General features: G+C 38.4%; 14 protein-coding genes. All 14 read left to right on the top strand.

Annotated elements, in window-relative coordinates:
• Positions 1-2: 2 nt before the first annotated feature.
• The 14 genes from flgL (at position 3) to GQR47_RS03235 (ending at position 15,194) form a co-directional block, all read left to right on the top strand.
• Positions 3-1,223, top strand: a complete 1,221-nt coding sequence (gene flgL / locus GQR47_RS03300) for a flagellar hook-associated protein FlgL (RefSeq protein ID WP_165723547.1) — start codon at positions 3-5, stop codon at positions 1,221-1,223.
• A gap of 336 nt (positions 1,224-1,559) precedes the next feature.
• Entirely contained in the window at positions 1,560-2,558 is a 999-nt protein-coding gene (locus GQR47_RS03295) for a flagellin (protein WP_165723546.1), read from the top strand.
• A 443-nt stretch (positions 2,559-3,001) separates the two neighbouring features.
• Positions 3,002-4,003 (top strand): flagellin, encoded by a 1,002-nt coding sequence (locus GQR47_RS03290; RefSeq protein ID WP_165723545.1) that lies wholly within the window; start codon positions 3,002-3,004, stop codon positions 4,001-4,003.
• Positions 4,004-4,167: 164 nt separating this feature from the next.
• Complete coding sequence (locus tag GQR47_RS03285; protein WP_165723544.1) at positions 4,168-5,166, top strand: flagellin; 999 nt, start codon at positions 4,168-4,170, stop codon at positions 5,164-5,166.
• Between the two features lie 77 nt (positions 5,167-5,243).
• Complete coding sequence (locus GQR47_RS03280) at positions 5,244-5,678, top strand: flagellar protein FlaG (protein ID WP_165723543.1); 435 nt, start codon at positions 5,244-5,246, stop codon at positions 5,676-5,678.
• A gap of 31 nt (positions 5,679-5,709) precedes the next feature.
• Entirely contained in the window at positions 5,710-7,110 is a 1,401-nt protein-coding gene (gene fliD / locus GQR47_RS03275) for a flagellar filament capping protein FliD (protein WP_165723542.1), read from the top strand.
• A gap of 41 nt (positions 7,111-7,151) precedes the next feature.
• Positions 7,152-7,580, top strand: a complete 429-nt coding sequence (fliS, locus tag GQR47_RS03270) for a flagellar export chaperone FliS (RefSeq protein ID WP_165723541.1) — start codon at positions 7,152-7,154, stop codon at positions 7,578-7,580.
• Positions 7,570-7,869, top strand: coding sequence for a hypothetical protein (locus GQR47_RS03265; RefSeq protein ID WP_165723540.1), 300 nt, complete (start codon positions 7,570-7,572; stop codon positions 7,867-7,869). The genes fliS and GQR47_RS03265 overlap by 11 nt, the downstream gene beginning before the upstream one ends.
• 12 nt (positions 7,870-7,881) lie before the next feature.
• Positions 7,882-9,969, top strand: a complete 2,088-nt coding sequence (locus GQR47_RS03260) for a 6-hydroxymethylpterin diphosphokinase MptE-like protein (protein WP_165723539.1) — start codon at positions 7,882-7,884, stop codon at positions 9,967-9,969.
• 13 nt (positions 9,970-9,982) lie between these two features.
• Positions 9,983-11,170 carry a UDP-N-acetylglucosamine 4,6-dehydratase gene (locus GQR47_RS03255; RefSeq protein WP_165723538.1) on the top strand — a complete coding sequence of 396 codons (1,188 nt, stop codon included), beginning with the start codon at positions 9,983-9,985 and terminating at the stop codon, positions 11,168-11,170.
• 14 nt (positions 11,171-11,184) lie between these two features.
• Complete coding sequence (locus GQR47_RS03250; RefSeq protein ID WP_279167554.1) at positions 11,185-12,336, top strand: LegC family aminotransferase; 1,152 nt, start codon at positions 11,185-11,187, stop codon at positions 12,334-12,336.
• On the top strand, positions 12,333-13,490 hold the full coding sequence (neuC, locus tag GQR47_RS03245; protein ID WP_165723536.1) for a UDP-N-acetylglucosamine 2-epimerase: 1,158 nt from the start codon (positions 12,333-12,335) through the stop codon (positions 13,488-13,490). Before GQR47_RS03250 ends, neuC begins: the two co-directional genes overlap by 4 nt.
• The gene (neuB, locus tag GQR47_RS03240; protein ID WP_165723535.1) at positions 13,487-14,569 is read left to right on the top strand and encodes an N-acetylneuraminate synthase; all 1,083 of its coding nucleotides are present in this window, start codon (positions 13,487-13,489) and stop codon (positions 14,567-14,569) included. Before neuC ends, neuB begins: the two co-directional genes overlap by 4 nt.
• Positions 14,562-15,194, top strand: a complete 633-nt coding sequence (locus GQR47_RS03235) for an acetyltransferase (RefSeq protein WP_165723534.1) — start codon at positions 14,562-14,564, stop codon at positions 15,192-15,194. The genes neuB and GQR47_RS03235 overlap by 8 nt, the downstream gene beginning before the upstream one ends.
• Positions 15,195-15,202 lie beyond the last annotated feature (8 nt).

Genomic DNA, 15,202 nt, shown 5'->3' with positions numbered 1-15,202 from the left:
TTATGCGTTTATCAAATAATTTAATGTACCAAAACAACATAAATAAAATATTAGAAAATCAACAAGGTGTGAGCAGAGCTCAAGAGCAAGTTAATACACAGAAGCGAATTTTATCAACCTCAGATGATCCATCAGCGATGTCTCAAGCGTCGCTTTATTCAGATAAAATACAAGCAAACGAGCAGTATGAAAAGAACATTACTATGCTTTCTAGTCGCTTAACTAATGAAGAAACCGTACTGGATAATATAAAAAGCTCATTAGAGCGAGCGCATACATTAACAATTCAAGCAGGTAATGGAGCTTATTCCGATATTGATCGTGAAGGAATCGCAGAAGAACTAAAATCTATACAATCGACAGTACTCGATTTAATGAATGCTAAAACAGAAGATGGTAAATACCTTTTTTCTGGATATCAAGATAATACACCTGCTTATAGTTATAACAGCGCGAACCAGAAGTATGAATATGCTGGAGACCAAGGACTGCATAAAATAAAAATAGCCGAAGGTATCGATATAAAATCAAGTGATAATGGATTTGATGTTTTTGAAAAAGTACAAGCTAGGTTAAATGTAAGCTCAAATGATGGTGTAGTATCGGGTGGAGTACTCGATTCTAAGGTATACGTTAAGGAACAAGGGCAATTTGATAGCTTTCATAGTGCTGAATATGATCCTTCAGGTGCTAATAATACCTATAATGTGATAACAACAGCAGGCTCCCCTGGAACTTACACAGTTGAACAAGGAGGGAATGTTTTAGCCAGTGGTGACTTATCTGATGGGCTTATTAAATTTAACGGGCTCGAAATAAGTATTTCACCTGTAGCTACGGGGCAAGTGGATTTCACTCTTGGGGCACCTCAAAATGAGAACGTACTTAATACTATGAGCAATTTGATTGCAGATTTAAAAGATACAAGCCTAGATCAAGACGCTTTTGAGCAGGCACTTGCCGATGGTCTAGTGCAATTAGATAATGGGAGAAATAAAGTATCGTTAACGCAAGCAGGCCTAGGTGGGCGCATTAATGCTGCAGATAAAATTTCCCAGTCAAATGCCGATTTGGATATAAACAATAAAGCGGCACGTGCCGATTTAGTTGAGTTAGATATGGCAGAAGCGATTACCGAACTAACTAAGCAAGAAACTGCCCTTCAAGCATCTCAGGCAACTTTTGGCCGTTTGGCTAACCTATCACTATTCGATTACTTATAAGTAAGTAAAGGAGTAAGGCAATATGTTACCTCACTCCTGAGTTTGCCATGCCTTTTAAGATTATCTCCTTATTATTTTACAGCTTAATATCTCCCTGACAAAAAAGACTTGGATAATACTTTTTATTTTTGTAATAAAAACAATTAATTTAATGACTATAAATTCTTTAAATTACATGACTTTATAAAAAATATAAATAAAATAAAAAAAAAGCTAAAGGATTTTTCGACTAGACCGATAACTTAATTAACCAAGCAAAGCGTTGTAAATAACAACCACTGCTTAATCTAAGTAAGTTTGAGAGTAAATGATAAGTTTACTTCGGGAGAGATAATCATGGCTTTATATGTAAATACAAATGTTAGTTCATTAAACGCACAAAGACAATTAATGAATTCAGGTAATGCATTGGATACATCGTTCCAACGTTTATCATCAGGTTTTCGTATTAATAGCGCAGCTGATGATGCTGCTGGTTTACAAATTTCTGACCGTTTAACATCACAAATTAACGGTTTGAATCAAGGTAACCGTAATGCGAATGATGCTATTTCATTAGCACAAACCGCTGAAGGCGCATTAGATGAAGTTACATCAATGTTTCAACGTGTTCGTACCCTTTCACAACAGGCATCAAATGGTTCAAATACAGATGAAGATCGGTTAGCGATTCAAGAAGAAATTCGTTCGCTGATGTCTGAAGTAAACCGTGTAGCTTCGGATACTACTTTTGGTGGCCAGAACTTATTAGATGGTACTTATAAAGCAAGCTTTCAAGTCGGTGCTGATGCAGCGCAAACAATTGGCTTCAGTATGGAAGAAGTTGGTGGGACTGCTGCCGGTAATTCATTAACAGCAAATGGTGGCTTCACATTATCTGGTATCGCAGGAGCTGCCTCAACTGTTTCAGGTAAAGCACTTCATGGTGCAGCATCAGTTAGCTTTATCGCAACCGCGCAACAATCGGCCATCTCAGCAGTGGATAGCGCATATGATGCTTCAGGCACATTTGCTACAATTTTTACGGAAACAGGCATCTCGGTGTCTACACAAGCTGGTGCACAGCAAGTACTAGCAGGAATGGATGCATTGATAGCGGTTGTTGATAAAAAGCGTGCAGAGTTAGGTGCAGTACAAAACCGTTTTCAATCAACAATACGTAACCAGTCTAACGTTTCTGAGAACTTAAGTGCTGCAAAATCACGTATCAAAGATACTGATTTTGCAACCGAAACAGCTAACTTAACTAAGATGCAGATCTTACAACAAGCAAGCCAAACAATCTTAAGCCAAGCGAATCAGCGTCCACAGGCAGCATTAAGTCTGCTAGGTTAATACCTAGACCTTTAAAAGAGAAGTCAAGAAATTGACTATAAAGAAAAGCGCCTTTGTCTAATGGGGTATTAACAAAGGCGCTATTGAAGGATTATAAAGCGGAGGCGCTTAAAATCCGATAGTGTTCTAACATTTGCAAGAACATAAAAAATAAAGCATAAACTGTGCCAGTTTATGCTTTGCAAACCCACTCTCAAACTTATCTACTATAAAGGCTCTATTTAGAGCCTTTCTCATTGTGTATCCTCAATATAGTATTCTTACGTGAAGCTATAAAAGTTGGCCTAAAGTTTGCTCTACTCTTATTAAGTTTTTAAATAACCTGCAAAGTGGCAGTTTTTTGCCCCAGGCAATTAAAGTTTGCCGTTGTAATGAGTCACTTTGTCAAATACTACCACCTCAAGGTGGTGGCTTAACTTTGACAGATAAGAAGAGAGTTTATTATGGCTTTATATGTAAATACAAATGTAAGTGCGCTAAATGCACAACGACAACTTGAAAGAACTGGGGGCGATCTTGATACTTCATTCAAACGTCTATCTTCAGGTTTACGTATTAACAGTGCTGCAGATGATGCGGCAGGTTTGCAAATCTCTGATCGCTTACAATCGCAAATTTTGGGCTTAAACCAAGGTAATCGTAACGCTAATGATGGAATTTCATTAGCACAAACAGCTGAAGGTGCAATGGATGAAATTACGTCGACTTTTCAACGTATCCGAACACTTGCACAGCAGGCCTCAAATGGGTCAAATACTGATGAGGATAGGTTAGCAATTCAAGAAGAAATTCGTCAGCTATCAGGGGAAGTCAATCGCATCGCTTCAGATACTACTTTTGGTGGCCAAAATTTATTAGATGGTTCATATGCTGCGAGTTTCCAAGTTGGTGCTGATGCTGTACAAACAATCTCTTTTAGTATGAAAGAAGTTGGAGGTTCCGCTGCAGGCAACTCACTAACAGCAAATGGCGGCTTTACTTTATCTGGAATTGCTGGCGTTGCATCGACTGTGTCTGGTAAAGCTTTACATGGTGCTGCATCAGTTGGCTTTATTGCAACTGCTCAGCAGTCAGCATTATCAGCATTAGATACAGCATACGATGCTACTGGCTCATTTGCTTCAGTATTTACTGAGACTGGGATTACTGTTTCATCTCAAGTTGGCGCACAAAGAGTATTGGCTGGTATGGATGCATTAATTGCAGTTGTTGATAAAAAGCGTGCAGAGCTAGGTGCGGTGCAAAACCGGTTCCAATCAACTATTCGCAACCAAGCTAATATTTCCGAGAATCTTTCAGCTGCTAAATCACGAATTAAAGATGCAGATTTTGCTATGGAAACTGCAAACTTAACGAAAAACCAAATTTTACAACAAGCTAGTCAAACTATTTTAGGTCAAGCAAATCAAAGACCTCAAGCTGCTTTAAGCTTATTACAAGGTTAAAATTAAATAAAAGCTAAATTATTTTATAAATAAAGCTAAAGCTTTTGCTTTATCGGACGATAACTGATTTAGAGAACTAAAAATGTAGGACTCTAAGTCAGGTAGTATAACAGGGTAGGGGTATCCCGTTGTATTACTCTTAAAATGATAAAGCGGAGGCTATTATGGCTTTATATGTAAATACCAATGTGAGTTCGTTGAACGCACAACGGCAGTTAATGAATTCTGGAAATGAACTTGATACTTCTTTTAAGCGTTTATCTTCAGGTTTTCGAATTAATAGTGCGAAAGATGATGCTGCAGGTATGCAAATATCTAATCGTCTAACTGGTCAAATTAATGGTTTAAACCAAGGTGTACGAAATGCTAATGACGGTATTTCTCTTGCGCAGACTGCTGAAGGCGCTCTTGATGAAGTAACATCAATGTTCCAGCGTGTAAGAACGCTATCACAACAAGCTGCAAATGGCTCCAATACAGATGAAGATCGTCTTGCAGTTCAAGAAGAAATCCGTTCATTAATGTCAGAAGTCAACCGTGTAGCACAAGATACGACTTTTGGTGGGCAAAACTTATTAGATGGTAGCTATAAGGCTAGTTTCCAGGTTGGTGCTGATGCGGCGCAGACAATTGGGTTTAGCATGGAAAACGTAGGTGGAACTGCTGCAGGTAATTCTCTAACTGCAAATGGTGGTTTTACTTTATCTGGGATTGCGGGGGCTGCATCAACTGTTACAGGTAAAGCATTACACGGCGCTGCGTCTGTCGGTTTCATTGCAACTGCTCAGCAATCAGCAATTTCTGCTGTAGATAGCGCGTATGATGCTTCTGGCACATTTGCGACCATCTTTACTGAAACGGGCATATCAGTGTCAACTCAAGCCGGTGCGCAACAGGTACTGGCTGGTATGGATGCATTGATCGCAGTGGTTGATAAAAAGCGTGCGGAGCTAGGTGCGGTGCAAAACCGTTTCCAATCTACCATTCGAAATCAATCAAATGTATCTGAAAACTTATCAGCGGCACGTTCACGTATTCAGGACACTGATTTTGCAACCGAAACTGCTAATTTAACTAAAATGCAGATCTTACAACAAGCTAGCAGCTCAATCTTGAGTCAAGCAAATCAACGACCTCAAGTTGCTTTGTCATTACTAGGCTAGTTCGGCTTATAAGTCATTATTGGGATATTATCTCAATAATGACTTATACTTTGTTTGTATTTTGCAGGAGAGTTATTATGGCTGACTTAGGGGCAATAATTAAATCTAGTGAAAATTACCCAACTAATTCATCTTTGCCAAATAAAAATGAATTGAATGAGGCAAGTAAAAAAGCAACTGTTGAAGAGGATGGCATTAAAATTGCTGGTAGAGAGCCAGTGCTTGTTAATGGCAGTCAACAGCTTGATTCTGAAAGTGAAAGAAAAGCGCTCATTGATGAAGTAAAAGAAAATTTAGAGAGATTAAATAAGTATATTCCTGTTACATCAACAAATTTGAAATTTGAATTTGATGAAAAGGGAGATCCGCCAATTATCAAAGTGTATGATAAAGAAAGTGAAAAGGTTATACGCGAGATCCCTAGTGAAGAATTTCGTGAAGTGGCTAAAGCTTTAGAGGAATTTGCCGATAAACTAGCTAACAAGGGTTTGTTATTAAATCAAACTGCATAATATTTTTTGGATCAGATAGTAGGAGAGAGGTATGCCACTTATAACATCCGCAGGTATTGGATCTGGGCTGGATCTCGAAAGTATTATTCAAGCATCAGTTGATGCTGAAAATGTTCCCAAAATGAATGCTTTTGCTACAAAAGATAAAGCACTTCAAGTTGAGCTATCCGCAATTGGAGAGGTCAAATCTGCCCTTTCTAAACTGCAAGATACCATTGAAAAACTTGCTGATCCTGAAAATTTCAATAAACGTAAAGCCGTTATTAAACAGCCAACGAGTGATGATGGCGATCTTATCTCAGTTACACCTACATCAAACATCACGCCAGGTAATTTCAAAATAGAAGTTCTTGCTGTTGCACAAGGTAGCCGCGCAACTTCAAATGATGGTTTGTTTGCCTCAACTGACGATGTTGTAACAGCTTCTGGTGGAACAATGACCTTTGCAGCGGGTAGCAAAAGTTTCGATCTTACATTAGATGCAGGAGCAACCCTTGCCGATCTTCGTGATGCTATCAACGACGCAGAGACGAATTTTGGCGTCACAGCTAATATTATAAATACGGGCACTGAAGCTAAACTTGTGCTTACCTCGAATGAGACCGGGGCAGGCAATGATTTAGTGATTACTAATGATAATGCCGAACTGGATAATGTATCGACAGTCGCTAGTGGCGGTGGCAGTGCAGGGATTGTGATTGCTGCAGGTAACGAGGCTACAGACGCAGCAATTAAAGTAGATGGGATAACTATTACAAATAGTAGTAATACGTTTAAAGATGCTGTGCAAGATATGACGATTGTTGCCAAGCGGCAAAGTATTGACGGTGAAACTGCGAAGCTCGCTGTAGAATATGACCGTGACAGTGCAACTGTATTAATTGATGAGTTGATAGCTAATTATAATAATGCAATAGGTCAAATCGGTTTACAATCGCGAATTGGCAAACCCTTAAATGGGGATTCAACATTACGCTCATTGAGTTCACAATTAGTTAATACGTTAGGGTTGAATGTTGAAGGAGCTGGCCCATTTGAAACTGTATTTGATTTAGGGCTTGGTGTTAATAAAGAAGGCTACTTAGAGAAATCATCCTTAGTCCGTAGCTTAAATGAAGCTATGGATGAGAATTTTGATGATATTGGCAAGATTTTTGCTGGTGAAAACGGTGTTGCTGGAAAACTAGAGTCTTTATTGAATAACTATGTTGAAAATGATGGAATATTAAAGCAACGAGAGACGAGCCTAAACTCTCAGATAGATGAATTGGAAGATGATGTTCTTAATCATGAGTATAGAATGTCTGAGTTAGAAGGTCGTTTACGTAAACAGTATTCAGGGCTAGATGTATTGCTAGCTCAAATGCAATCCACGCAAAGTTATTTGAGTGCTCAGTTATCGAGTCTGCCTGGTTTTGTTAAATCAAAATAGTAGTTATTAAATTTAGCTGTAAAAATATAGTTGGGTGAGTTATGTATAATGCCAAAGTAAAAAATTATCAAAAAGAAGCGCTCAAAAGTCGTATTGCCGGTGCTGATCGTTATGAAATCATTCAAATGTTGATGGCTGGTGCGATTGAGAAAATGGTGTTTACGAAGGTTGCGATTGAGAAAAAGCATCTTGAAGCAAAGAGTGAGCACTTGTCAAAAGCTTCTGCTATTTTAGAAGCCTTGAGAGGGTGTTTAGACTTTGATGCAGGCGGTGAAGTAACGGAAAATTTATATGCATTATACTCGTATATGATTGATCGCCTTGTCGATGCAACGCTTAAAAATGATCCAGCAATTATAGATGAAGTATCGGCACTGCTAAAAGAGATCAAGTCAGGGTGGGATGCGATACCGCATGATATTCGTGAAAAAACCTTGAGCGAAAATGGCATAGATGCAAATGTTGGGTAAGCAACTTGAAGAATTAGACCTTCATTTAAATAACATAGCATTGTATGTAAAAGAAAATAACACCCAGGATGCCACCGAAGAGCTTGTTATTGTAGATAAATTACTTGTAGAGCTTTTTTCAATTGAGTACTCTTTCGAACCTAATGAAGTTGATTTTATGAATAAACTTCTCTCTTCATTGCATGAGCTAGTAGCTTTAATTACAGAACAGAAATCCGATGCGAAGAAGAACCTAACGACTTTTTTGAGCAATAAAAAAGGATTGGGTGTTTACAATAGCATAAAATAGGTATGCCATCTTATGAACGAGAGTATCGAACAACAATTAAAACATCTTGAAGAACAGCTTGAGAGCTCTATTGAACACCAAAAGCGAGAAGGTATTTTTGAAAATGAAGCTAACATTCGCTTTGAAAAAAATTTTTTAGCTTTTCAGAAGTACTACCCTAGTATTGCAGAGCACATCAGTAGCTTTCACTGCCGAGAAGATTTTTGTATCCATGTAACAAAAAGTGGCCATGGAAACTTTTTTCCAGAAGGAGAAAGTGTGCCACTTTATGATGATGAACCATTAAAACAAGCCAAAGAGCAGGTTGATAACTACACAAAAAAAGCTAATTTTAGCCGTACAAATTATTTTTCAAATAGTCACTGGGAGAGTGATGATGAAAGAATCCATGTCCAATACATGCTTAAACTTACAGAGCAGCTAAGTAAAGTAAAAGATATGAAGAGCAAGCGGCTAGATTCACTTCCTGATATATTTCCAAGCTGCCTTATCTTTGGTATTGGCCTAGGTTACCATATACCGGAGTTATTAAAGCGGCATTCCTTTGATTACTTATTTATTTGTGAACCCGATTTAGAAATGTTTTATGCAAGCCTTTTTTGCATTGACTGGTTTAGCATAATTGAGAAAGTAGATAAGGAAGGTGGGTGTCTTTTCTTACATTTAGGTATTAGTTATGAAGATTTCTTTAATGAAATCTTTAAAATATCTGAAGATATCGGTGCCTTTTCAGTCATAAACAGTTTTTGTTATCAGCATTATCCTTCTGATGAAATCAATAACCTTATAAAAGCCTTTTTTGACAATTATTATCAGTTACATCAAGGGTTTGGTTTTTACAATGATGCTATTACGGGTCTTGCTCATTCTATCCGTAATGTTGAACAAGGCGCTGCTTTTTTATATGCAAATCAAAAAGCACAGCAATCTCTTAAAGATATTCCCGTTTTTGTTGTCGGTAATGGCCCGTCATTAGATGAGGCTATTGAAGTGATCAGGCAATACCAAGAGGATGTAATAATTATAGCTGGTGGTACTGCTTTCCAAAGTTTAATTAAAGCAGGTATCAAAGCTGATTTTCATGTGTTAGTTGAAAGACCAAAGATAACCTATGATATTCAAAAGAAAATAGCGCCAGAGTCTGGGTATAAAGACGTTAATTTACTTGCTGTAGATGTTATGTATCCCGATGTAATAGGGTTATACAAATGGGCGGGACTCGGTTTAAAAGGTCCAGAAGCTGGCTCTGCATTTCTATCTATGGCTTCTATGAGATATTATGGCCGTGGTATAACAGCGTTACCAGCGTGTGGCCCTTTAGTATCTAACACGGCATTGTCTTATGCGATAACCATGGGCTTTAAGCAAATTTATTTATTTGGTGTTGATAATGGTTACCCTCTAAGTGGTGAAACGCATTCAAAATTAAGTATTTATAATGACACCCAACTAAAATCAGCATTTAAACCACTTGCTGGTGCTTCAATAAAGTTAGAAGGGAATTTCGGTGATGATGTTTTAGCTGCCCCATTATTAGCACTGTCTAAAACAACTTTTGATCGCTTAGTAAATAGTGCAACTATGTGTGACGTCTACAATATTGGCGCCGGTGCAAAAATTCGTGGGGCTATTCCACTACACAGTGAAGATGTATTTGTTCAAAGTAATAACCTCAATAGAGAAGAAGTTGTTGATTTAATTAAGGCTCAACATTTTAAGAATATTGAACTTAATGACATTGAACAGCTCGTTGGTTTAGACGAATTTAATTCTTTATGTGATTATTTGATTGATATTGGCAACAGAGAGTTCTCATCACGTGAGGAGGCTCATGAGCTTTTAAAAGCACAACAAAGGTTGGTTTATGCGTACCGAAAATCAGCGCACCCACACTTATTTCATATTATTAAAGGAACCTTGCTTTACTTCCACTGCCCGCTTTTGACATTGTTATACTTTTTCGAAGATGAACAAGAAACGTTAGAGCAGTTTAAAAATGTTTTTGATTTATGGCTTAAGTTCCTGAAAGAAATTCAAAAAGACTTCCCTATTAACTGGAAAACCAAGTGCAATTGGTCAAAACCAGAATATCAAGATTAAAGGCTGATAACACATGGATATATTGAAATTAGTTAACAGGGATGAAAGCCTCTTTACCAATGACTTAGCTCGTTTTGAACCATTATTATGTAGCATTATAGAAAATGCTTCTCTTCTCGTGCTGGGCGGGGCAGGTACAATTGGCCAGGCTGTAGTGAAAGAACTATTTAAAAGACAGCCAAAGAAACTTCATGTTATTGATATTAGTGAGAATAATCTAGTTGAACTGGTGCGTGATATTCGTTCTACACTAGGTTATATCAGCGGCGATTTTCAAACGTATACACTCGATATTGGTAGTTTAGAGTACGATGCGTTTTTTGCATCTGACGGTCAATATGATTACGTTTTGAATTTGTCTGCGTTAAAACATGTACGCAATGAAAAAGATCAATTTACATTAATGAGAATGGTTGCGACCAATATCTTAAACACAGAAAAAACCTTGCAGCAGTGTATTAACCATGGTGTAAAAAAATACTTTTGTGTATCTACGGATAAGGCGGCTAATCCAGTTAATATGATGGGTGCATCAAAGCGAATCATGGAAATGTTTTTGATGCGGGCAAGTCAACATATTCCGGTGTCTATGGCACGCTTTGCAAATGTTGCATTCAGTGACGGTTCCTTATTGCATTCATTTAAACAACGTATCGATAAACATCAGCCTATCGTAGCTCCATCTGATATTAAGCGATACTTTGTCACCCCACAAGAGTCGGGATTGTTGTGTATATTTTCCTGCCTCTTTGGTGATAATAGAGATATTTTTTTCCCTAAATTAAATGATGAATTGCACTTACTTACATTTTCTGAAATCGCTGCATCATTTCTTAAACAGAAAAGTTATGAGCCGTATTTATGTCGCTCTGAAGATGAGGCTAGAGCATTAGTAAAAACATTACCATCTGCTGGTAAATGGCCTTGTTTATTTACTCTGAGTGACACGTCGGGTGAGAAGCACAGTGAAGAGTTTTTTACAGAAGATGAAGTGTTAGATATGCTCAAGTTTGAAAATTTGGGTATTATCAAAAATGAAGCTAACTTCAATAATTTACTTTTACAAGAATTTGAAGAGGGAATACATAAACTGCGCCAATCTAGCTTTTGGGAAAAAGAGCAAATTATAAAGTTGTTCTTTACAGTTTTACCTGATTTTGCCCACCAAGAAACGGGAAAGTACCTTGAAAGTAAAATGTAATAGAGGCCAGCATGATTACCAATCAATTAATTAGTTTCATTCAGGAGTATTATAAAACAAGAGATTTTATCCCTTTACATGCCCCTGCATTTGAAGGCAATGAACGTAAGTATGTTTTAGATACATTGGATTCAACCTTTGTCTCAAGTGTTGGTCGTTATGTTGATGAATTTGAAAAACAAATAGCAGATTACACAAAAGCCAAGTATGCAATAGCCACTGTTAATGGTACTGCTGCTTTGCACTCGGCGCTTTATTTATGCGGTGTTAAAACTGGCGACCTAGTTATAACCCAAGCCCTTACTTTTGTTGCAACATGCAATGCTATTGCTTATTTAGGCGCAGATCCTGTGTTTGTGGATGTTAATCGAGAAACACTCGGTTTGTGTCCGCAGGCATTATTAAATTACCTCGAAGAGCATTGTGAAATTCGAGAGCAAGTTTGTTATCACAAAAATGGTGCACGTGTAAGAGCTGTTGTGGTCATGCATACATTTGGTCACCCCGCGAAAATTATTGAATTAAAAAAAGTATGTGAATGCTTTTATATTGAATTAATTGAAGACGCCGCAGAAAGTTTAGGTTCCCTATATAAAGGCCAACATACGGGCACCTTTGCAACAATGTCAGCACTGAGCTTTAACGGCAATAAAGTGATTACTACCGGGGGAGGTGGGATGATTTTATGTAACGACGAGGGGGCAGCAAATCGCGCAAAACATATAACTACAACTGCAAAACAGCCTCATCCTTATGAGTTTTATCATGATGAAATTGCCTTCAACTATCGTATGCCGAATATTAATGCCGCTTTGGGGTGTGCTCAACTCGAGCAATTAACATCGTATATTGAAAATAAAAGAGAGCTCGCAGTGTTATATCAATCTGAGTTGGCTGCAAGTGAGATGACGTTTATTGTTGAGCCTGAACATGCACGTTCTAATTACTGGCTTAACGCCGTTTTATGTCCTTCAAAAGCATACCGTGATGAAATGCTGACCAAGACAAATCAAGCCGGTGTAATGACAAGACCTATATGGCAATTGATGCACACTCTTCCTATGTTTAAAAACGCATTACGAGGCCCATTAACAAACTCACTATTTTTAGCTGATCGTTTAGTCAATATTCCAAGTTCTGTGTTTAATGTTAAGGGACTAAAATGAGAAGAATAGCTGTCGTAACAGGCACAAGAGCTGATTTTGGGTTGTTGTGTCGACCTATTTTATTACTGCAACAACAACCAGCTATTGAAACGGTTATATTTGCCTGCGGAACGCACTTATCGCCCGAATATGGACTTACAATAACTGAGCTTGAAGAATCAGGTATCAAGAATATCGTTCCAATCGAGATGTTATTGTCATCGAACTCAAAAGTTGGGGTAGCGAAATCCACAGGCTTAGCCACCATCAGCTTTGCGGATGCATTTGCCAGTCATAATTTAGATTGTTTGTTGGTACTTGGTGACCGTTTTGAAATATTTGCAGCAGCGCAGGCCGCTTTGTTTCTTGGTATTCCTATCGCGCATATTCATGGTGGTGAAGTGACCGAAGGGGCATTTGATGAAGCCCTTAGGCACAGTATTAGTAAGATGGCGTGTATTCATTTCCCTGCTACAGAGCCTTTCGCTAAACGTCTAATGCAATTAGGAGAGCAACCAAGTCAAATTTTTGTCACCGGCGCACCTGGGATTGACAACATTGTTCACGCTTCAAAAGCAAACGATATAGATTTAAACGATGTTGTTACATTTAAAAATTTAGAGGCTCCTCTTTTCCTTGTTACTTACCATCCGGTAACGAGAGGTGATGCAAAAGAGAATGACATTAACCCTTTATTAAATGTAATTAGAGAACGAGACGATATTAACTTTCTTGTCACTTACCCAAATGCAGATGGCGAAGGCGCATTGATGATAAAACAGTGGCTTGAGTTGGGGAACTTAAATAACGTAATCCTCTATCCTTCGCTCGGTTTTAAGTGCTACTTAGCTGTAATGAAACAAGCCGCTTGTGTGCTAGGAAACTCATCAAGTGGTTTAATTGAAGCTCCTAGTTTTAAGATCCCCACAATAAATATTGGCACCCGTCAAAAAGGTCGGCCTAAAAGTTGCAGTGTTATTGATACGAGTATGAACGATATTGCATTAATGAATGCGATTGATAAAGCCCTAGATACTGACTTTATTTTCCAGTGCACACAGGCTGTTAATCCTTATGGGGAAGGCAATGCATCTGAAAAAATAGTTAAAATATTGAGTGAGGTTGATTTGAGCAACTGCCAAAGTAAACCTTTTTATGACAGAGATAATGCATGAGCCAAAAAACATTAATTATTGCTGAAGCTGGAGTTAATCATAATGGCAATGAGCTGCTGGCTCTTGAGCTGGTCAGAGAAGCTCATCGTGCAGGTGCAGATGTGGTTAAGTTTCAGACCTTTAAAGCAAAGAACATTGTAACCAGTGACGCGGCTCAAGCAAGTTATCAAAGCACCAATATTGGCATGGTTGAATCACAATTAACAATGTTAGAGCGTTTGGAATTGAGTTATGAAAGCCATCATATATTAGTCGCTGAATGTAAAAAATTAGGAATCGAATTTTTATCAACAGCATTTGATATGCAAAGCTTACGTTTTTTAATTGACGACTTAAAACTAACTAGGTTAAAAATTCCTTCCGGTGAGATCACGAACCTCCCGCTGGTGTTAAAGCATGCTCAATCTGGTTGTGATTTAATTGTATCAACAGGCATGGCGACATTAGGTGAAATTGAAGCGGCTCTTGCTGTGATTGCCTATGGCTATATTTTTCCAAATAAGCAGGCCCCAAGCGAAGGGGATTTTGAATTAGCTTACAGCAGCACTCAAGGGCAAGCTTTATTGCAAAGTAAAGTTACACTATTACACTGTACAACCGAATACCCAGCCCCACTTGATGAAATAAATTTGTCAGCGATGGCAAGCATGGAAAACGCGTTTAATTTACCAACGGGTTACTCCGATCATAGCGAAGGATGGCTAGTTTCTATAGCTGCCGTTGCTTGTGGCGCCAAGATTATCGAAAAACACTTTACTTTAGATCAAACCATGGCTGGACCAGATCATAAGGCATCCCTTAACTCTGCACAGTTAAGTGAGATGATCAGCTTGATCAGACAAACTGAGCTGGCAATGGGCAGTAAAATTAAAGCACCCACAAAAAGCGAAGTTGCAAATAAAATCGCAGCAAGAAAAAGCTTAGTCGCTGCTGTCGATATCTTACCCGGTACGGTCTTCTCAGAGCACAACATTGATATTAAAAGACCAGGTAACGGTATGTCGCCAAGTCTTTATTGGAAAGTTATGGGGTGTAATGCCTCTCGCCACTATAAAGCAGGTCAATTAATTAATGAATAGCAAACCCACAGTACTTTTGGGGGCCGGTGGGCATGCGAGTGTGCTGACTGATATTCTTAGAGAAAATAAGCAAGCGATAGCCGGAGTAATCAGCCCTGTACGCCCCTCAAGTGCAATTTTTTCTGATATAAAACTGTATAAACGTGATGATGATTTAGCGATTTTTTCTGTGAAGGAATATGCTGTTGTGGTTGCTATAGGACCCCAGCTTGATGATAGAAAACGTCTTAATATAATTGATATGGTGGTCGCTAAAGGCTATACACTTACTAATGTATTATCCCAGCGCGCTATTATTTCACACTATGCTATGTTGGGTTTAGGCGTACAAATTTTACCTGGTGCTATTATTAATGCAGGAGCGAGTATTGGCCAACATGTTGTGATTAACTCTAGCGCGGTTATTGAACATGATTGCAATATAGGTGATTTTTCTCATATAGCGCCGGGAGCTGTACTTTGCGGTGGTGTTTCTGTTGCAAAACACGTCTTTATAGGCGCTGGTGCCGTTGTACTGCCAGGCGTAAATATCGGCAGTAACTCAATCATTGGTGCAAATGCGTTAGTTGATAAGGATATTCCTGATAACACGACTCTCTATGGCTGTCGTGGCAAAATTAAATAGGGGACTAC

The sequence above is a fragment of the Pseudoalteromonas sp. Z1A2 genome (assembly GCF_011378755.1).
Classification (GTDB): Bacteria; Pseudomonadota; Gammaproteobacteria; order Enterobacterales; family Alteromonadaceae; genus Pseudoalteromonas; species Pseudoalteromonas distincta.
Note: the sequence above shows the minus strand (reverse complement) of the source record. Positions and strands in the feature narration are given on the sequence as shown.